Origin of the sequence: Kocuria sp. NPDC057446 (assembly GCF_042802875.1) — a bacterium.
GTDB lineage: Bacteria > Actinomycetota > Actinomycetes > Actinomycetales > Micrococcaceae > Kocuria.
This window is the reverse complement of record NZ_JBHVDI010000059.1, coordinates 1-19,085: the sequence shown is the minus strand read 5'-3', so window position 1 is coordinate 19,085 and position 19,085 is coordinate 1. Positions and strand designations below refer to the sequence as shown.

Here is a 19,085-nt window from a genome sequence, read left to right as displayed (position 1 = left end):
CGACGAAGGCCCCGGACCGACCGGTCCGGGGCCTTCGTGCCGAGTGGTGCCCGCGGTAGGATTCGAACCTACGGCCTTCTGCTCCGGAGGCAGACGCTCTATCCCCTGAGCTACGCGGGCCTTTCACCGCCTCAGCGATGAACCTCGACGATACTAGCAGGTTTCCGGGGGTGCTCGTCGACCACCCGGCGCGGGCGCTCCGCGGCGCCCGGTTACACTGGTCCGGTGACTCCAGAACAACTTTCTCTCGCCGTATCCGCATGCCTGCAGGACGCCGTGGCCCGGGGCGACCTCGCCCTCGCCGACGGCGCCCGGCTGCCGGAGGTGCGGATCGAGCGGCCGAAGAACCGGGAGCACGGGGACTGGGCGACCAACGTCGCGATGCAGCTCGCCAAGAAGGTCGGGCGCCCCCCGCGCGACGTCGCCGCCGTGGTCCGGGACCGGCTGCAGGACACCGCGGGCGTCGCGGCCGTCGACGTCGCCGGCCCGGGCTTCCTCAACATCACCCTGGACGCCGCCGCCGCCGGGGAGATCGCCCGCACCGTCGTGGAGCAGGGCGAGGCCTTCGGCCGGTCCGGATCGCTGACCGGGACGTCCGTCAACCTGGAGTTCGTCTCCGCGAACCCCACGGGCCCGGTCCACCTGGGCGGCACCCGCTGGGCCGCGGTCGGAGACTCCCTCGCCCGGGTGCTCGAGGCGCAGGGCGCGGACGTGGTGCGCGAGTACTACTTCAACGACGCCGGCGCGCAGATCGACCGCTTCGCCCGCTCCCTGCTGGCCCGCGCGCTGGGCGAGCCCGCCCCCGAGGACGGCTACGGCGGGGAGTACATCACCGACATCGCCGCCCGGATCGTCGCGGAGAACCCCGGCGTCCTCGAGACCGGGGACCCCCAGGAGGCGTTCCGCGCGGCGGGCGTGGAGCTGATGTTCGCCGAGATCAAGTCCTCCCTGCACGACTTCGGCGTGGACTTCGACGTCTACTTCCACGAGCAGTCCCTGTTCGGCAGCGGTGCGGTGGAGGCGCTCCTCGAGCAGCTCAAGAGCTCCGGGGCGCTCTACTTCGCGGACGGCGCCTGGTGGCTGCGCTCGAGCGCCTACGGCGACGACAAGGACCGGGTGGTCGTCAAGTCCGACGGGCAGGCCGCCTACATCGCCGGCGACATCGCCTATTTCAAGGACAAGCGGGACCGCGGCGCGGACCTGTGCATCTACATGCTCGGCGCCGACCACCACGGCTACGTGGCCCGGCTCAAGGCCGCCGCCGCGGCCCTGGGCGACGCCCCGGAACGGGTCGAGGTGCTCATCGGCCAGATGGTCAACCTGGTCAAGGACGGCGTGCCCGTGCGGATGTCCAAGCGCGCCGGCAACGTGGTGACCATGGAGGACCTGGTCGAGGCCGTCGGCGTCGACGCCGCCCGGTACTCGCTGACCCGCTTCTCCGTGGACTCCAACATCGACATCGACCTGGGGCTGCTGACCCGGCGCTCCAACGAGAACCCGGTCTTCTACGTCCAGTACGCCCACGCCCGCACGTGCGCGGTGGGGCGCAACGCCGAGGCGGCGGGCGTCGCCCGCACGGACGAGCGGGGCGAGGCCGTGTTCGAGGCGTCGCTGCTCGACCACCCGATGGAGGGGGAGCTGCTGGCCGCCCTCGGGCAGTACCCCTCGGTGCTCGCCCAGGCCGCCGAGTTCCGGGAGCCGCACCGGGTGGCGCGCCACCTCGAGGTGCTCGCGGGCACCTACCACCGCTGGTACGACGCCTGCCGGGTGGCGCCGCAGGGCGAGGACGAGGTCACCGACCTGCACCGCACCCGGCTGTGGCTCAACGACGCCGCCCGGCAGGTCCTGGCCAACGGCCTGGGCGTGCTCGGCGTGTCCGCACCGGAGAGGATGTGATCGCATGACCGCCGACCCGACCACCCGCACCGGGGGCTCCCCCCTGGCCCCGGACTGGCTCAGCGTGCCCGAGGACCTCGACGCCCTCGACCCCGTCATCTGGCCCGAGGCGTTCCGCCGCGGCGACGACGGCGTGCTGGCGGTCTCGGGGATCCCCGTCCCGGAGCTCGCCGAGCGCTACGGCACCCCCTCCTACGTCTACTCCGAGGACATCTTCCGGGCGCGTGCCCGCGAGTTCCGGGACGCCTTCACCGAGGCGTTCGCCCGGATCGGGGCCGAGGTCTCCGTCTACTACGCCGGGAAGTCCTTCCTGACCACCGAGGTGGTCCGCTGGCTGCGGGAGGAGGGCCTGAACGTGGACACCGCCTCGGGCGGGGAGCTGGCCGTCGCGCTGCGCGGCGGCATGGAGCCCGCGCGGATCGCGCTGCACGGCAACAACAAGTCCGCCGCCGAGATCACCCGGGCCCTCGACCACGGTCTCGGACGGATCGTGGTGGACTCCCTCGCGGAGATCGAGCTGGTCGCCCACCTCGCGCGCACCCTCGGCGTCGTCGCCCCCGTGCTGATCCGCGTCACCCCCGGCGTGCACGCGTCCACCCACGAGTTCATCGCCACCGCCCACGAGGACCAGAAGTTCGGGCTGTCCCTGGCCGCGCCCGAGGGCGGCGGGGACAGCCCCGCGATGCAGGCCGTCGCCGCGTGCGTCCTGGAGCCCGAGCTCGACCTGCGCGGGATCCACTGCCACATCGGCTCCCAGATCTTCGACGCCGACGGCTTCGGAAAGGCGGCCGAGCGGGTGCTCGCGTTCATGGCCGACGCCGACGAGCGCTTCGGGCTGACCCTGCCGGAGCTCGACCTCGGCGGCGGCTACGGCATCGCCTACACCGAGGCCGACACCCCCCGGCCGGCCCGCGAGATCGCCGAGGCCCTCGCGGACCAGGTGGCCGCCTCGGCCCGGTCCCTGCGGATGGCGGTCCCGCACCTGTCCATCGAGCCCGGCCGCGCGATCTCCGGCCCGGCCGCGTGCACCCTCTACACCGTGGGCACGCTGAAGACCGTCACGGTGGAGTCCGGCGCCCGGCGCCGGTACGTCTCCGTGGACGGCGGGATGAGCGACAACGCCCGGCCCGTGCTCTACGGGGCCGACTACACGGCCGTGCTCGCCAACCGCCGCGCCGAGGGAGCTCCCGTGCTGTCCCGGGTGGTGGGCAAGCACTGCGAGTCCGGGGACGTCGTGGTGCGGGACGTCTACCTGCCCGCGGACCTCGCCCCCGGGGACGTGCTGGCCGTGCCCGCCACCGGCGCCTACTGCTGGGCCCTGTCCAGCAACTACAACTGGATCGCCCGCCCCCCGGTGGTCGCCGTGCGCACCGCCGGGGACGGGGCGGAAGCCCGGCTCATCGTGCGGGGCGAGACCGAAGAAGACCTGTTCGCCCGCGACCTGGGAGCCTGATTGACCGCCTCGACCCCTGACACCACCCGCTCGCCCTCGACCCTGAAGGTCGCCCTGCTCGGCGCCGGCAACGTCGGCGCCGAGGTCGCCCGGACCCTGCTCGAGCACGGTCCCGAGTTCGCCGCCCGCGTGGGCGCACCCGTGGAGCTCGTCGGCATCGCCGTGCGGGACCTCGCCGCCCGGCGGACCGTGGAGCTGCCCGAGGGTCTGCTCACGACCGACGCCGACGCCCTCGTCGACGCCGCGGACGTGGTCATCGAGCTCACGGGCGGCATCGAGCCGGCCCGCAGCCGCATCCTGCGGGCCCTGCACGCGGGCAAGCCGGTGATCTCGGGCAACAAGGCGCTCATCGCCCGGCACGGCCGCCAGCTCCAGGACGCGGCCGACGCCGCCGGGGTACCCCTGTTCTACGAGGCCGCCGTGGCCGGGGCGATCCCGATCGTGCGCCCCATGCAGGACTCCCTCGCGGGGGACCGGGTGGACCGCGTGCTGGGCATCATGAACGGCACCACGAACTACATCCTCGACCAGATGGACACCACGGGCGCGCAGTTCGCCGACGCGCTGGCCGAGGCCCAGCAGCTGGGCTACGCCGAGGCGGACCCCACCGCCGACGTGGAGGGCCACGACGCCGCGGCCAAGGCCGCCATCCTCGCGTCCCTCGCGTTCCACTCGACCTTCACCATCGACGACGTGTACTGCCGCGGCATCACCGGGGTCACGGCCTCGGACGTCGCCGCCGCCCGCGAGGCCGGCTACGTCATCAAGCTCCTCGCCGTGTGCGAGCGCTGCCCGGGCGGGGTGAACCTGCGGGTCACCCCGACCATGATCCCGAGGGAGCACCCGCTGGCCGGCGTGCACGGGGCCTACAACGCGGTCTTCGTCGAGGCCGCCAACGCCGGCTCCCTCATGTTCTACGGCGCGGGCGCCGGCGGCGCCGCCACCGCCTCGGCCGTGCTGGGCGACTTCGTCTCGGCCGCGCGCCGGCTCGTGCTCGGGGGCCCCGCCCAGGGCGCGGACCCCCACGCCCAGCTGGACGCCGCGTCGATGGACGAGGTGCGCACGAGCTTCTCGATCACGCTCACCGTCCAGGACCGGCTCGGCGTCCTGGCGCGGATCGCGCAGGTCTTCGCGGACCACGGCGTGTCGATCTTCACGATGCAGCAGACGGACCACCCGCACGGCGACCCGCAGCTGTCCGAGATCCGGCTCGTGACCCACCGGGGCGCGAACAAGGACCTCGTGGCCACGGTCGACGCCCTGCGCGAGCTGCCGTTCGTCGAGGACGTCGCCGGCGTGATCCGTGTGGAGCACGCCGACTGACCCTCCCCGGCGCCGCCCGCGACCCGGGCGGCGCCGCCGCGCGCACCACCACCGCACGAGCCCCCCGCACCACCGAGTCCACAGGAAGAGATCCAGCACATGGCACACGTCTGGCAGGGCGTCATCAACGAGTACCGGGACCGTCTGCCGGTCTCCGACTCCACCGAGGTCATCACGATGGGGGAGGGCGGCACGCCGCTAATCCGGGCGCGCGCCCTGTCGGAGCTCACCGGCAACACCGTCTGGCTGAAGTTCGAGGGCATGAACCCCACCGGCTCGTTCAAGGACCGGGGCATGACCATGGCCATCACGAAGGCCAAGGAGGAGGGCGCCGAGGCCGTCGTGTGCGCCTCGACCGGCAACACCTCCGCCTCCGCGGCGGCCTACGCGAAGCAGGCCGGGCTCACCTGCGCGGTGCTCGTGCCCGAGGGGCGGATCGCCATGGGCAAGCTCTCCCAGGCCGTGGCGCACGGCGCGGACATCATCCAGGTGGACGGCAACTTCGACAACTGCCTCGAGGTGGCCCGCAAGCTCTCCGAGTCCTATCCCGTCTTCCTCGTGAACTCCGTGAACCCGTACCGGATCGAGGGGCAGAAGACCGGGGCGTTCGAGGTGGTCGACACCCTCGGCGACGCCCCGGACCTGCACATCCTGCCGGTCGGCAACGCCGGCAACATCACCGCGTACTGGAAGGGCTACCAGGAGTACGCCCGGCCCCACACCTCCGCGACCGCGGGGGAGCTGCCCGCCGTCGCCTCGAAGCTGCCCGTGATGTGGGGCTTCCAGGCCGAGGGAGCGGCGCCGCTGGTGCTCGGCCACCCCGTCACGGAGCCCGAGACGATCGCGACGGCCATCCGGATCGGCAATCCCGCCTCCTGGGACTCCGCGATCGCCGCCCGCGACGAGTCCGGCGGGCTCATCGGCTCCGTCTCCGACGACGAGATCCTCACCGCCCACCGGTGGCTCTCCGCGGAGGAGGGCGTGTTCGTGGAGCCGGGCTCGGCCGCGGGCGTGGCCGGCCTGCTCCAGAAGCACGCCGCGGGGGAGGCCCCCACGGGCCGGACGATCGTCATCACCGTCACCGGCCACGGCCTCAAGGACCCGCAGTGGGCGATCAAGGCCGCCGAGCGGGAGGACCCCGCGCTGGTGGAGCCCCAGCGCGTGCCCTTCGACGTGGTGGCCGTGGCCGCCGCGCTGGGTCTGGAGTAGGCCCGGATGTTCGAGATCGGCCACCGGGTGGCGGTGAGCGTGCCCGGCTCCACCGGCAACGTGGGCCCGGGCTACGACAGCCTGGGCCTCGCGCTCGGCCACTACGACGACCTCGCGGTGACCGTGACCGGGGGCGGCCTGGAGTTCGAGCTGCACGGGGAGGGCTCCGCGTCCGTGCCCCGGACCGCCGAGCACCTCGTGGTCCGGGCCATGCGGGCCGCCTTCCGGGCCGCCGGCGTCGAGGAGCTGCCGGGGCTGCGGCTCGAGGCGACCAACCGGATCCCGCACGGCCGTGGCATGGGCTCGAGCGCCTCCGCCGTGGTGGCCGGCGTGCTCGCCGCGAACGCGCTGCTGCCCGCCGAGCGCGCCCTCGACGACCGGCGCCTGCTCCAGGTCGCCGCCGCGATGGAGGGCCACCCGGACAACGTGGCCCCGTCCCTCTACGGGGGTCTCGTCATCTCCTGGACCGACGCGGACGGCTACCGCAGCGCCCCCGTGACCGTCCACGAGGACGTCGTGCCCGTGGTCGCGATCCCCGACTTCGAGGTCCCCACCCGGCTCGCCCGGTCCCTGCTGCCCGCGACCGTCCCGCACCACGACGCCGCGGTCAACGCCGGGCGGACCGCCCTGCTGATCGAGGCGCTGACGCGGCGCCCGGAGCTGCTGCTGCCGGCCACCGAGGACCGGCTGCACCAGCCGTACCGCGCCTCGGCCATGCCCCCGAGCGCCCGGCTGATGGGCGCGCTGCGGGAGCGTGGGCTGCCCGCCATGATCTCCGGGGCCGGCCCGACCGTCCTGGTCCTGGCCGCGGGTCCGCACCAGGCGGCGGAGACGGAGCGGCGCGTCGCGGAGCTCGTCGCGGACGGACCCGGTTCCGTCTCTTGGCGTGTCCTCCGTCTGCGGGTCGACGGCCGGGGTGCTAAGCTGGAGAGGCACCCGCAGCAGATCCAGGGGTAGGAGACCGCGCCCCGCGCGGTGAGGACAGCGGGCATCATGAGGGGCAGCCCCCCGGTCGGATGCCCCGGGGTCCTCGGCTCCACCGCCTCAGATCCTCCGGTGATCCCCCGCCGGCACCGGCTCCATCGATGCCGGCGGAGCCCCGGCCCGCACCGACACGGACCGGAGCGCACCATGATCTCCGGGTGACACCTTGTTCGCCCAGGCTGCCGCGCCCTGAAGTGCGCCCCGCCGCAGGCGGCCCGCGATCGCGGCCCGCCGGGAACCATCCACGGTCCTGGACTCTGAGATCCATGGGCCCCCCACCGAGGGAGAAGGACACTTCGTGACCGAGACCACCGACCTTTCCACGGGTACGGAAGAAACCGCCAGCACCGATCCCCGGAACGCGGGACTGTCCGCGCTCAAGCTGGCCCAGCTCCAGGCGCTCGCCTCCCAGCTCGGCATCACCGGCGCCCGCCGGATGCGCAAGAGCCTGCTGGTCGACGCGATCGCCGCCCACCAGCGCGGCGGCGCCGTCGCCGACCGGGACCAGGCCGTCGAGGAGAAGATCGCGCAGACGGTCGAGAAGACCGCCGACGCCGGCACCGGCCAGGGTGCGGCCCCGTCCGCCGCGGCCACCGGCGAGGACGCCTCCGCACAGACTGCCGACGGCGACCAGCCGCAGCGGCGCACGCGCTCCCGCCGGGCCACGAGCACCGGTGTGGTGTCCGCCGCCGACCAGCAGGGCGCCGCGCCGCAGGGCGCCGCCGAGCAGGGCGCCTCCGGGCAGCCGGCCGAGCAGGCCGCTCCCGCCGAGGACTCCTCCGAGGGCGAGGGCGGCCGCGGTCGCAACCGCAGCCGCCGCAACCGCAACCGCGACGACAACGGCCAGAACAACGGCGGCCAGAACAACGGCGGCCAGGACAACGGCGGCCAGGACAACGGGCAGCGCGGCGACGACTCGCGCTCCTCGGCCGAGGGCCGCGAGGACGAGCAGTCCGGCCAGGACCGGAGCCGCGGTCAGAACCGCGGGCAGGACAACCGCCAGGACAAGGGCGGCCAGGACAAGGGCGACGGCCGCAACCGGCGGGACAACCGCGCCGAGGGCGGCAAGGGCCAGGACAACCGGGGCCAGGACGGCCGCCAGGACAAGGGCGGCCAGGACAACCGCCAGGACAAGGGCGGTCAGGACAACCGCCAGGACAAGGGCGGTCAGGACAACCGCCAGGACAAGGGCGGTCAGGACAACCGCCAGGACAAGGGCGGCCAGGACGGCGACGGCGGCAGCCGCCGCAGCCGCCGCAATCGCAATCGCAACGATCGGGACCGCGACCGCAACGACCGGGCCGACCGGGCCGAGCGCAACGAGCGCCGCAACCGCCGCGGGCGCAGCTCCGGCCCCGAGGTCGACGACACGGAGTTCACCGAGGACGACGTCCTGCTGCCCGTGGCGGGCATCCTGGACGTCCTCGACAACTACGCGTTCGTGCGCACCTCCGGCTACCTGCCGGGCCCGAACGACGTCTACGTCAGCCTCGCCCAGGTCAAGAAGCACAACCTGCGCAAGGGCGACGCCGTGGTCGGCGCCATCCGCGCCCCCCGCGAGGGCGAGCAGCAGAACAACACGCGGCAGAAGTTCAACGCGCTGGTCCAGCTCACCACGGTCAACGGCAAGAAGACCGAGGAGAACAAGGACCGCGTGGACTTCGGGAAGCTGATCCCGCTGTACCCGCAGGAGCGGCTGCGCCTCGAGACGGAGCCCAAGAAGATCGGGCCCCGCGTCGTCGACCTCGTGGCCCCCATCGGCAAGGGCCAGCGCGGGCTCATCGTCTCCCCGCCGAAGGCGGGCAAGACGCTGATGCTGCAGGCGATCGCCAACGCGATCACCACGAACAACCCCGAGGTCCACCTCATGATGGTGCTCGTCGACGAGCGCCCCGAGGAGGTCACGGACATGCAGCGCACCGTCAAGGGCGAGGTCATCGCCTCGACCTTCGACCGCCCGGCGGACGACCACACCACGGTCGCCGAGCTCGCGATCGAGCGGGCCAAGCGGCTCGTGGAGATGGGCATGGACGTGGTGGTCCTCCTGGACTCCATGACCCGCCTGGGCCGTGCCTACAACCTCTCGGCCCCCGCCTCCGGGCGCATCCTCTCCGGCGGCGTGGACTCCGCGGCGCTGTACCCGCCGAAGAAGTTCTTCGGCGCGGCCCGCAACATCGAGAACGGCGGCTCGCTCACGATCCTCGCGACCGCTCTCGTGGAGACCGGGTCCAAGATGGACGAGGTCATCTTCGAGGAGTTCAAGGGTACCGGCAACATGGAGCTGCGCCTGTCCCGCTCGCTCGCGGACAAGCGGATCTACCCGGCCGTGGACGTCAACTCCTCGGGCACCCGCCGCGAGGAGAACCTCCTCTCCCCGGACGAGATCAAGATCATGTGGAAGCTGCGCCGCGTCCTCTCCGGGCTCGACCAGCAGCAGGCCCTCGAGCTGCTCACGAACAAGCTGCGGGACACCCAGTCCAACACCGAGTTCCTGCTCCAGGTGCAGAAGACCACGCTGTCGGCCCGCGCCGAGAGCGACCGCTAGCACGCCCCCGGCCGCCGCGGCCCGGTCCGGAACCACGGACCGGGGCGCGGCGGCGTCGTCGTGCCCGGGCCCCGCCCGAGCGCGAGCCCACCGCCGCCCGACGAAGCCGCCCGATGAAGGAGCGTCCCATGCCGGACCCGATCCAGTCCCTGCTCGACGAGCACGCCGAGCTGCAGCGTCAGCTCGCCGACCCCGCCGTGCACGCGGAGCAGGGCAAGGCCCGCAAGCTGGGGCGCCGCTACGCCGAGCTCAACGGCATCGTCGAGGCCCACCGCCGGGTGCACGGCCTCGAGGAGGACCTGGGCGCGGCCCGCGAGCTCGCCGACGAGGAGCCCGAGTTCGCCGAGGAGATCCCGGCGCTCGAGGAGCAGCTCACGGCGGCGCGCGAGAAGCTGCGCCGGCTGCTGGTCCCGCGCGACCCCGACGACGGGCGCAACGTGATCCTCGAGGTCAAGGCGGGGGAGGGCGGCGACGAGTCCGCGCTCTTCGCCGGGGACCTGCTGCGCATGTACCTCAAGTACGCGGAGAGCCGCGGCTGGAAGACCGAGTTCATCTCGACCAACGACTCCGACCTGGGCGGCTACAAGGACGTGCAGGTCGCGATCAAGTCGACCGCCACGGACCCCGCCGAGGGCGTGTGGGCGCGGCTGAAGTACGAGGGCGGGGTGCACCGGGTGCAGCGCGTGCCCGTCACCGAGTCGCAGGGCCGGATCCACACCTCGGCCGCGGCCGTGCTCGTCTTCCCGGAGGTCGACGAGCCCGAGGAGGTCGAGATCAGCCAGAACGACCTGAAGATCGACGTCTACCGCTCCTCGGGGCCCGGCGGGCAGTCCGTGAACACCACCGACTCCGCGGTCCGGATCACCCACCTGCCCACGGGCATCGTGGTGGCCATGCAGAACGAGAAGTCGCAGCTGCAGAACCGCGAGGCCGCGATGCGGGTGCTGCGGGCCCGCATCCTGGCCCACCAGCAGGAGCAGATCGACGCGGACAACGCCGCGCAGCGCCGCTCCCAGGTCCGGACCATGGACCGGTCCGAGCGGATCCGCACGTACAACTTCCCGGAGAACCGGATCAACGACCACCGCACCGGGTACAAGGCCTACAACCTCGACCACGTCATGGCCGGGGACCTGGAACCGGTCGTGCGCTCGGCGATCGAGATGGACGAGCAGGCCCGGCTCGAGGCCGTCGGCCGCCAGGACGGCTGAGCGGGGGCCCCGGATGACCAGGTCGCTGGGCCAGGCGGTGCGCTGGGCGGAGCAGGTGCTCGGCGAGGCCGGGATCGACTCCGCGCGCACCGACGCGCTGCTGCTCGCCGCCCACCTGACCGGACTGACCCGCGGGGAGGTCGAGGCGCGCGCCATCATCGGCGCGGACGAGCCCGAGGGCTACGCGGAGCTGGTCGCCGAGCGCGCCCGCCGGATCCCGCTGCAGCACCTCACGGGCGTCGCCCACTTCCGCTACCTGACGCTGGCCGTGGGGCCCGGGGTGTTCGTGCCCCGGCCCGAGACGGAGACCGTGGTGCAGACCGTGGTCGACGAGCTGCGCGACCAGCTGGCCGCGGGCGTGCACCGGCCGCACGTGGTGGACCTGGGCACCGGCTCCGGGGCGATCGCCGCATCGGTGGCCCACGAGGTGCCGCAGGCGCGCGTGCACGCGGTGGAGCTCTCCGAGGCGGCCCACGCGTGGGCGGCGGAGAACCTGCGGGGAACGCGCGCGGAGCTCGTCCGGGGCGACCTGCGCACGGCGTTCCCGGAGCTCGACGGACGATGCGACGTGGTGGTCTCCAACCCGCCGTACATCCCGCCGGACGCGGTCCCGCGGGAGCCGGAGGCCCGGGAGCACGACCCGGAGCTCGCCCTGTACGGGGGCGGGGAGGACGGGCTCGAGCTCCCGCGGGCGGCCCTGGCCTCGGCACTGCGACTGCTGCGCCCCGGCGGGGTCTTCGTCATGGAGCACGCCGAGGTGCAGGCCGCGGCCGTGGCGCACTCGTTCCGGGCGGCCGGGCTCGTGGACGTCGTGGGCCACCAGGACCTGACGGGCCGCGACCGGGCCACGGCCGGCCGGACGCCCCGCGCGGGCCGCGCCCGCACGACCGGAATGGGAGAATGGACGCCGTGAACTCCACCGTCTACGACTGCAGCAGCATCGCCCAGCGCACCGCCGGGCTCAAGCACGCCGCGCGCGCCCTCGCGACCGACGCGTGCGTGGTCCTGCCCACCGACACCGTCTACGGGATCGGGGCCAACGCGTTCTCCGCCCGGGGCGTCGCCACCCTGCTCGCGGCCAAGGGCCGGTCGCGGGCCATGCCCCCGCCCGTGCTCATCGCCCACGCCGGGGTGCTCGACGGGCTGGCGGACGAGGTGTCCGACGACGCCCGCGCGCTCGCCCGGGCCTTCTGGCCCGGAGGGCTGACCCTGATCTTCCACTCCCACCCGTCGCTGGGCTGGGACCTGGGGGAGACCCACGGGACCGTCGCCCTGCGAGTGCCCGACGACGAGCTCGCCCAGGCACTGCTCATCGAGAGCGGTCCCCTGGCCGTGTCCTCGGCCAACCGCACCGGTCACCCGGCCGCGGCGACGGCGCAGGCCGCGGCGGACATGCTCGGGGACTCCGTGGAGCTCTACCTGGACGGGGGGCCCCGGCCCGTCGGCGGACCCGACGACCGGGAGCCGGTGTCCTCCACGATCGTGGACTGCACGGGCGAGACCCCGCTGCTGGTGCGCCACGGCACCGTGAGCCTCGCCCGGCTGCGCGCCGTCGTGCCCTCGGTGGTGCCGGCGGACGGCGACGAGGAGATCGGCGGCACGCCCGCCCCGGAGAGCGACCCCGCCGCCGGGGACGCGGCGGCCGGGGGCTCGCACGCGGTGAGCGAGCCCGACCCGGAGGCCGCGCCGGTCCTCCCGGAGGAGCCGGGCACCGCGGGGCCGGAGGACGGGCAGCCCCCGTCGCCAGGTCCTGCGCGGGCCGCCGCCGCGCAGGGCCTGGCCGCCGCGCTCGTGGCCCGCTCCGCGACGGGTGCCCGGCCGGCCGTGGACCAGGACCGCACGCGGGTCCCGCGCCCCGGGGCACCGGGGGAGGCGCGGCCGCTGCCGGTCGACGAGGCCGTACGGCTCGTGGCCCGCGGCGGCGAGGCCTGAGCGCCGGCTCCGCCGGGCGGGGACGGCGCGTGGGGTGCCGCCCGGACGGAGCGGTAGGGCTCAGCCCCGGCCGGCGGCCAGGTGCGCCTGGCGCAGCACCTCGGTGATCCGCGGCTCCGGGACCGCGTCGTGGTCCTCGGCCCAGCCGCGCACCTGGCGCTGGCCGAACCACGTGACCTCGAGCCGTCGGAGGACGCCGTGCCAGCGGTTCCCGGCGAGACCCGAGACGGCGAACCCGGCGTCCAGCACCAGCCGGCACAGCAGCGCGGGGAGGTGGCGCGGCTCCCGGCGGCCCGCGTCCCGCAGGATGGACGCGGTGGTGGCGCCCTCCCAGGGCTGCAGCACGACCGGTGGCAGCGCCTCGGGGTGGCGGCCGAGCCGGGAGACGAACTCGGCCAGGGCGTGCACGGAGGTCACCGGGGTGGGCGCGCTGCCGTCGCCGGCCACCGAGCTCAGCGGCGAGGACGCGAAGCGGGCCAGCCGCGCCGTCGTGCGCCGGCCGGAGCCCTGCACCGAGGTCGCGCGCAGCACCGTGATGGCGGGGGCCCCGTCCTCGGCCGCCCAGTCGCGGCGCAGCTTCAGGAGCGCGCTCTCGCCGAGCGCCTTGGAGAAGGAGTAGGGGGAGAACGGCCGGACCGTGGGCGTCTCGTCGAGGACCTCGACGTCGCCCTGGACCGCCGCGGAGCTGACGTGCACGATGCGGCGCACGCTCGTGCGGCGCGCCGCGAGGGCCACGAGCACCGGCAGCAGCGCGTTCGCGCCCACGAGGGACTCCTCGTGGGTCTGGTCCGGGGCCGCCAGGCCTGCCGCGTTGACGACCACGTGGGCGCCGGCGAAGGACTCGGCGAGGTAGTCGATGACGGACTCGAGCCGGCCGGCCCGCTGGAGCAGGTGGTGGACCGTGCTCGCCCCGGAGGCCAGCCGCGGCGCGGAGACCGGGACCACCGTCTGGCCGTCCGCCTGCAGCCGGGCCACGGTCGCGGAGCCCACGAACCCCGTCGCCCCCAGGACTGCCCACGTCGTCGATGTCACGGTGTTTCCTCTCTGCCGGCCGCTGCCGGTCGCCGTCGTCCGGGTCCGGAACCCTGCGCTCATCGTACAGACCGGCCCACCGCCGGGGCGGGGCGACGCGGCCCGCCGGCCCGGACCGTGCGGGCGCCCCTTGCTAGACTCGGCACGTCCCGGCGCCCGCCCCAGGCACCGCGCCGGAGCCCGCACCCGTCACCGCACCCACCGTGACCCCACGGTCGGTCGCCCCACCCCCGCCGTCCCCCTGGAGGAGCCGCATGCCGTCCGACCCCACGCCCACCCCCACGGTGGCGGTGGCCTGCGTGACCCAGGACCGGCACGAGGACGTGCTCGCGCTCGTCGCGGCGCTGCGGGAGCAGACGGTGCCCGTCGCCTCCCTGTGCCTCGTCGACGCGGGCCGCGAGGCGCTGCCGCGGGAGGTGCTCGAGGAGGCGATCGGCGGCCGGTTCGCGCTCGAGCTCGTGCGCTCCCTCGCCAACCTGGGCGGTGCCGGCGGGTTCTCCCTGGCGATCCTGACCGCCCTCGCCACCGGCGCGGACCGCGTGTGGCTCATGGACGACGACGCCCACCCGGAAGGCCCCGACTGCCTCGAGGTCCTCCTGCAGGAGGCCGCGCAGCGGGAGCTGTCGGTCGTCTCCCCGCTCGTCGTGGCGCCCCAGGACCACGGCGCGCTGGCGTTCTCCTACCGCCTCGAGGGGCGGCTGACCCACTCCCGGGCGGACCTGGAGCCGCTCGACTTCCTGCCCGGCCACGCCACCTTCTTCAACGGCGCCCTGATGGCCGAGCACGTCTTCTTCACGGTCGGGCTGCCGGACCTCAAGCTCTTCCTGCGCGGCGACGAGGTCGACTTCCTGGTGCGGCTGCGCCGCTCCGGGCTGCCCTTCGGCACCACCACCCGCACCGCCGTGGCGCACCCCCCGGGCTGGGACGAGGAGCACGTCGTGGTCCCCGGCCGGCTGAAGGTCGTGGTGCCCGGCACCCCGTTCAAGCGCGAGCACTTCTTCCGCAACCGGGGCTGGACCACGTGGCGGTACAAGCGGGTCGTGCAGCTCGGGGCCGATCTCGTCGGCTATCCCCTCTACTACCTGCGTCGGGGGGACGTGCGCGGTCTCGCGTCCTGGGCGGACCGCTACACCGGCGGGATGCGCGGCCGCGGCTTCGGCGGACCGCGGTGACGCCGTGAGCATGACCCCCGTCCCCGAGTTCTCCGTGCTCATGCCCGTCTACCGCGCCGACACCGCGGAGCGGGTGCGCCGTGCGGCGGAGTCGGCCACCGTCGAGCAGCAGCGCCGGCCCGCCGAGCTCGTCGTCGTGCGGGACGGACCCGTCCCCGCGCCGCTCGAGGCCGAGCTGGACCGCCTCGTGCGCGAGCTCCCCGTGCCCGTCGTGCGCGTCGACCTGGAGCACAACGCAGGACTCGCCGCGGCGCTCAACGCCGGCCTCGACCGGTGCCGGCACGACGTGGTGGCCCGCGCCGACGCCGACGACGTCTCCTGTCCCCGCCGCTTCGCCGTGCAGCTGCCCGAGATCGAGGACGGAGCGGACCTGGTCGGCGCGTCGATGCACGAGATCGGGGACGACGAGCGCACCCCGATCGCCCTGCGCCGCGCCCCGGTGGGTGAGCGGGACATCCTCTCCGTCTCGCGGCGCCGCAACCCCGTGAGCCATCCGACGGTGGTGTTCCGGCGCTCCGCCGTGCGGGCGGCCGGCGGCTACGTGCACGTGCCCCTGGCCGAGGACTACTGGCTGTGGGTCCGGATGCTGCGCGCCGGCGCCGACGTGCGCAACGTGGCGGAGCCGCTGGTCGGCTACCGGGTCTCGGCCGGCTCCTACGAACGGCGCGGCGGGTGGCGCGTGCTCCGCGCCGAGCTCGCCCTCCAGTCCCGCCTGCGCGGGATCGGCCACGTCGGCTTCCTACAATGGGTGCGCAACGTGGTGGTGCGCGGCGGCTACCGGTTCGTCCCCACCCGGCTCCGGGAGCTCGCCTACCGGGCCATGGTCGGCGCACCCCGCCGCTGACCGCCCCGCACCGGACCTCCTCCCGCCCGGCCCCCCGGCTCCGGCACCGACCACGAAAGGAACGACGCGATGAGTGGTGAGCCCGAGCGCCCCGCCGGCACGGCGGTGCCCCCCGGGGGCGCCGGCACGGGGTCCCCGCCCCGCGCCGCCCCGCAGGACCGGCCCGTGGCATGGCTGTGGATCCAGATGCTCCTGGACTCGGTCGCCTGGGTCGTGGCCCTCGTGCTCGCCCTGGTGCTGCGCTACGAGATGGACCTGCAGTTCATCAGCGGCCCGGGGCTGCTGCTGGTGTCCCTGGTGGCGGTGGCCGCCCAGCTCGTGGTCGGCTTCTCGTTCGCCCTGTACAAGGGGCGGTACTCCTTCGGCAGCTTCGACGAGGCCAAGCTCCTGGTGGTGGTCACCCTCATCGTCACGGCCGTGCTCCAGGTCCTGCTCCTCGTGGTGGGAACGAGCATCGGCATCCCGCGCTCCACCGCCCTGATCGCGTTCCCCTTCGCGTGCCTGTTCATGGCCGCCTTCCGCTACCTCAAGCGGATGTACCAGGAGGCCTCCGCCCGCCCCGGCGCCTCGGCCCAGCACGTGGTGGTCTACGGCGCCGGCTACCTCGGGACCTTCCTGATCCAGCGGATGATGCAGGACCCGCACTCGGAGTTCCTGCCCGTGGCGCTGCTCGACGACGACCCCGCGAAGAAGCACCTGCGGATCTCCTCCGTGCCCGTGCTCGGCACCCTGCACGACGTCCGCGACGTCATGGCCCGCACCCGCGCCTCCGTGCTCATCGTGGCGATGTCCAGCCCGGACCCCCGCCTCATGCACCGGGTCGCCGACGCCGTGGCCGGCACCGGGATCCGGGTCGTGACGATGCCCCCGCTGGGAGAGGTGCTCACCGCCAAGCACCAGGCCTCGGACTTCCGGGACATCAGCATGGAGGACCTCATCGGACGCCGCCCCGTCGACATCGACGTCGAGGAGATCGCCGGCTACGTGAAGGGCCGCCGCGTGCTGGTGACCGGCGCGGGCGGGTCCATCGGCGCCGAGCTGTGCCGCCAGCTCGTCGGCTTCGAGCCCGCGGAGCTCATCATGGTGGACCGCGACGAGTCCGCCCTGCAGGGCACCCAGATCTCCATCACGGGCCGCGGCCTGCTCGACGGCCGGGACACCGTCCTCGCCGACATCCGCGACCCCGAGTCCGTCGGCGCCATCTTCCGCGACCGCCGGCCCGAGGTGGTCTTCCACGCGGCCGCCCTCAAGCACGTGTCCCTGCTCGAGCAGTACCCGGACGAGGCGTGGAAGACCAACGTCCTCGGCACCCTCAACGTGCTGCAGGCCGCGGAGGAGGCGGAGGTCGGGGTCTTCGTCAACATCTCCACGGACAAGGCCGCCAACCCCACCACCGCGCTGGGCCACTCCAAGCGCGTCGCGGAGAAGCTGACGGCCTGGATGGCCGACCGCACCGGCCGGCGGTACGTCTCGGTGCGCTTCGGCAACGTCTTCGGCTCCCGGGGCTCGATGCTGCCCCTGTTCACCGAGCAGATCCGCCAGGGGGGTCCGATCACGGTGACGCACGCCGAGGCCACCCGCTACTTCATGACCATCCCCGAGGCCTGCCAGCTCGTGATCCAGGCGGGGGCGATCGCCCGCGGCGGCGAGGTGCTGATCCTCGACATGGGCGAGCCCGTGCGGATCATGGACATCGCCGAGCGGCTGCGCGTGATGAGCGGGCGCGAGGACATCGAGATCGAGGTGACGGGGCTGCGCCCGGGGGAGAAGCTGCACGAGGACCTCATCGGCCTCGGCGAGACGGACGAGCGTCCCTTCCACCCCAAGATCTCCCACGCGCGGGCCGACCGGCTGGATCCCGCCCAGCTGGACCGGCACACCTGGAAGGTGCGCGGCGGCATGGTCTACACGGGCACGATCCCCGTCGTGCGCCCGTCCACGCAGCCTCCGCCCACGTCGGTCCAGCGCCCGCGCAGCTCCACGGGACGGGCGTCGTGAGCGCGGCCCCGATCCCCGCCGTGCTGCTCCCGGCCGGGCTGGACCTCACCGACCCCGGCGCGGCCCCGGACCCCGAGGAGCTGCGCCGGCTCGGGGAGCTCGTCCTCACCGTGGGCGCCCCCGCCCTCGTGCTCGGCCTGCTACTGCCCCTGGTGGTCAAGCCCCTGCTCGCCCGGTGGGGCGTGCTCGACGTCCCGAACGAGCGCTCCTCCCACCACCGCACCGTCGTGCGGGGCATGGGCCTGGCCGTGGCCGTGGCCGTGCTCCTCGCCTACGGCTCCGCCCTGCTCACCGGCGCGATCGCGGTCGACCGCTCCGTGGCGCTCGTGGTCCTGGCCGTCACCGGGCTGTGCGCGGCCCTCGGCTGGGCCGAGGACTACCGGGGCGTGTCCGTGCGCGTGCGCCTGGCCGCCCAGCTGGGCATCGGCCTGGCCGCCACCGCCGTCCTGGTCGCGGTGCTCGGCACCTCCGCGTGGTGGCTGCCCGTGGGCACCCTCGCGATCGCCGCCTACGTGAACATGGCCAACTTCATGGACGGGATCAACGGCATCTCGGGGCTGCACGGCCTGGCCGCCGGCCTGCTGTACGCCTGGGCGGGCGCCTCCAACGACCTGCCGTGGATGATCGCCGCCGGCCTGGCCGTGGCGGGCGGCTTCGCCGGGTTCCTGCCCTGGAACCTCGGCCGCGGCACCGTGTTCCTCGGCGACGTCGGCTCCTACCTGCTGGGCGGCTCGCTCGCCGGCATCGCGGTCGCGGCGTTCCTCTCGGGCGTCTACGTCGAGTACCTCCTGCCCCCGCTCGCGGTCTACGTGGCCGACACCTCGGTGACGCTGCTGCGCCGCGTCCGCGCGGGGGAGGCCTGGTACCGGCCGCACCGCCAGCACGTGTACCAGCGGCTCACCGACGTGGGCCTGTCCCATGTCGGCTCCGCGCTCGTGGTCACGGCCGCGACCGTCCTCGTGAGCGTCGCCTCGGTCGTGGGCCTGCGCACGGGGCCCGCTGCCACGGCCGTGGCCGGGGCCTTCGTGCTCGCGGTGCTCGCCCTGTACCTCGTGCTGCCTGAGCTGCTCGGGCGCCGGGCGGCCGCCCGCGCCGGGGCGGGGGCCGGGCCGTGAGCGCCGCCGCCCTCAGCGTCCTGCTCGGGGCGGGGCTGGTCGTGGCGAGCCACCTGGTCACCGCGCTCGTGGCACGCGCCACCGCGGGGGCGGAGGGGCCGGTCGCCGCCCCCGCGCTCGCCATGACGTACGTGCTCAAGGTGCTCGTGCTGGGCTGGGTCCTGCTCACCGTGCCGGCACCGTCCTGGCTGCTGCCGGGCTGGGTCGCCGCGGGGGTGCTGACCGCGCTCGTCGTCTCCGTGGCACTCGCGGCCCGGGCCGGGGCCCGCGGCTCCCGCGCGGCCCTCGGGCCCCTCCTGGCGGCCCGGCGGGCCGCGGCGGCCGAGCGCCCGGAGGATCTCGACGCGACCGCCGGCGGTGCCGGCGGAACC

General features: G+C 74.4%; 14 protein-coding genes, 1 tRNA gene and 1 pseudogene. 14 read left to right on the top strand and 2 right to left on the bottom strand.

The window, feature by feature from the left end; translation table 11 throughout:
* Positions 1-44: 44 nt before the first annotated feature.
* Positions 45-120, bottom strand: a tRNA-Arg gene (locus ACFU0Y_RS09230).
* Positions 121-225: 105 nt separating this feature from the next.
* Here ACFU0Y_RS09230 and argS point away from each other — a divergent pair.
* From argS to ACFU0Y_RS09185, 9 genes are all read left to right on the top strand, one after another.
* Complete coding sequence (argS, locus tag ACFU0Y_RS09225; protein WP_380214180.1) at positions 226-1,896, top strand: arginine--tRNA ligase; 1,671 nt, start codon at positions 226-228, stop codon at positions 1,894-1,896.
* 4 nt (positions 1,897-1,900) lie between these two features.
* Positions 1,901-3,349 carry a diaminopimelate decarboxylase gene (gene lysA, locus ACFU0Y_RS09220; protein ID WP_380214179.1) on the top strand — a complete coding sequence of 483 codons (1,449 nt, stop codon included), beginning with the start codon at positions 1,901-1,903 and terminating at the stop codon, positions 3,347-3,349.
* A complete protein-coding gene (locus tag ACFU0Y_RS09215) occupies positions 3,350-4,672 on the top strand; it encodes a homoserine dehydrogenase (protein WP_380214178.1) in 1,323 nt (440 codons plus the stop codon). It begins immediately after the preceding gene.
* Positions 4,673-4,771: 99 nt separating this feature from the next.
* Complete coding sequence (gene thrC, locus ACFU0Y_RS09210) at positions 4,772-5,881, top strand: threonine synthase (protein WP_380214177.1); 1,110 nt, start codon at positions 4,772-4,774, stop codon at positions 5,879-5,881.
* A gap of 6 nt (positions 5,882-5,887) precedes the next feature.
* On the top strand, positions 5,888-6,838 hold the full coding sequence (thrB, locus tag ACFU0Y_RS09205; RefSeq protein WP_380214176.1) for a homoserine kinase: 951 nt from the start codon (positions 5,888-5,890) through the stop codon (positions 6,836-6,838).
* 325 nt (positions 6,839-7,163) lie between these two features.
* Positions 7,164-9,410 (top strand): transcription termination factor Rho, encoded by a 2,247-nt coding sequence (gene rho / locus ACFU0Y_RS09200; protein WP_380214175.1) that lies wholly within the window; start codon positions 7,164-7,166, stop codon positions 9,408-9,410.
* A 128-nt stretch (positions 9,411-9,538) separates the two neighbouring features.
* Positions 9,539-10,621, top strand: coding sequence for a peptide chain release factor 1 (gene prfA / locus ACFU0Y_RS09195; protein ID WP_380214174.1), 1,083 nt, complete (start codon positions 9,539-9,541; stop codon positions 10,619-10,621).
* A gap of 13 nt (positions 10,622-10,634) precedes the next feature.
* Positions 10,635-11,534 (top strand): peptide chain release factor N(5)-glutamine methyltransferase, encoded by a 900-nt coding sequence (gene prmC / locus ACFU0Y_RS09190; RefSeq protein ID WP_380214173.1) that lies wholly within the window; start codon positions 10,635-10,637, stop codon positions 11,532-11,534.
* Positions 11,531-12,553 (top strand): L-threonylcarbamoyladenylate synthase, encoded by a 1,023-nt coding sequence (locus ACFU0Y_RS09185; RefSeq protein WP_380214172.1) that lies wholly within the window; start codon positions 11,531-11,533, stop codon positions 12,551-12,553. Before prmC ends, ACFU0Y_RS09185 begins: the two co-directional genes overlap by 4 nt.
* A gap of 60 nt (positions 12,554-12,613) precedes the next feature.
* On the opposite strand, the gene ACFU0Y_RS09180 is transcribed toward ACFU0Y_RS09185, so the two are convergent.
* Positions 12,614-13,585 carry an NAD-dependent epimerase/dehydratase family protein gene (locus ACFU0Y_RS09180; protein ID WP_380214171.1) on the bottom strand — a complete coding sequence of 324 codons (972 nt, stop codon included), beginning with the start codon at positions 13,583-13,585 and terminating at the stop codon, positions 12,614-12,616.
* 254 nt (positions 13,586-13,839) lie between these two features.
* Here ACFU0Y_RS09180 and ACFU0Y_RS09175 point away from each other — a divergent pair, with 254 nt between their 5' ends.
* From ACFU0Y_RS09175 to ACFU0Y_RS09155, 5 genes and pseudogenes are all read left to right on the top strand, one after another.
* Positions 13,840-14,757 carry a glycosyltransferase gene (locus ACFU0Y_RS09175; RefSeq protein ID WP_380214170.1) on the top strand — a complete coding sequence of 306 codons (918 nt, stop codon included), beginning with the start codon at positions 13,840-13,842 and terminating at the stop codon, positions 14,755-14,757.
* 10 nt (positions 14,758-14,767) lie between these two features.
* On the top strand, positions 14,768-15,601 hold the full coding sequence (locus ACFU0Y_RS09170) for a glycosyltransferase (protein ID WP_380214181.1): 834 nt from the start codon (positions 14,768-14,770) through the stop codon (positions 15,599-15,601).
* Positions 15,602-15,670: 69 nt separating this feature from the next.
* A complete protein-coding gene (locus ACFU0Y_RS09165) occupies positions 15,671-17,599 on the top strand; it encodes a polysaccharide biosynthesis protein (protein WP_380214169.1) in 1,929 nt (642 codons plus the stop codon).
* Positions 17,596-18,714 carry a glycosyltransferase family 4 protein gene (locus ACFU0Y_RS09160; RefSeq protein WP_380214168.1) on the top strand — a complete coding sequence of 373 codons (1,119 nt, stop codon included), beginning with the start codon at positions 17,596-17,598 and terminating at the stop codon, positions 18,712-18,714. Before ACFU0Y_RS09165 ends, ACFU0Y_RS09160 begins: the two co-directional genes overlap by 4 nt.
* Positions 18,711-19,085 (top strand): annotated as a pseudogene (locus ACFU0Y_RS09155) (hypothetical protein); the annotation flags it as partial. The gene ACFU0Y_RS09160 and the pseudogene ACFU0Y_RS09155, both read left to right, overlap by 4 nt.

Bases quoted from the DNA above. Each gene is read 5' to 3' on its own strand.
- lysA (WP_380214179.1), top strand. From the start codon at position 1,901: ATGACCGCCGACCCGACCACCCGCACCGGGGGCTCCCCCCTGGCCCCG.
- thrC (WP_380214177.1), top strand. From the start codon at position 4,772: ATGGCACACGTCTGGCAGGGCGTCATCAACGAGTACCGGGACCGTCTG.
- thrB (WP_380214176.1), top strand. From the start codon at position 5,888: ATGTTCGAGATCGGCCACCGGGTGGCGGTGAGCGTGCCCGGCTCCACC.
- prfA (WP_380214174.1), top strand. From the start codon at position 9,539: ATGCCGGACCCGATCCAGTCCCTGCTCGACGAGCACGCCGAGCTGCAG.
- prmC (WP_380214173.1), top strand. From the start codon at position 10,635: ATGACCAGGTCGCTGGGCCAGGCGGTGCGCTGGGCGGAGCAGGTGCTC.
- ACFU0Y_RS09175 (WP_380214170.1), top strand. From the start codon at position 13,840: ATGCCGTCCGACCCCACGCCCACCCCCACGGTGGCGGTGGCCTGCGTG.
- ACFU0Y_RS09170 (WP_380214181.1), top strand. From the start codon at position 14,768: ATGACCCCCGTCCCCGAGTTCTCCGTGCTCATGCCCGTCTACCGCGCC.
- ACFU0Y_RS09165 (WP_380214169.1), top strand. From the start codon at position 15,671: ATGAGTGGTGAGCCCGAGCGCCCCGCCGGCACGGCGGTGCCCCCCGGG.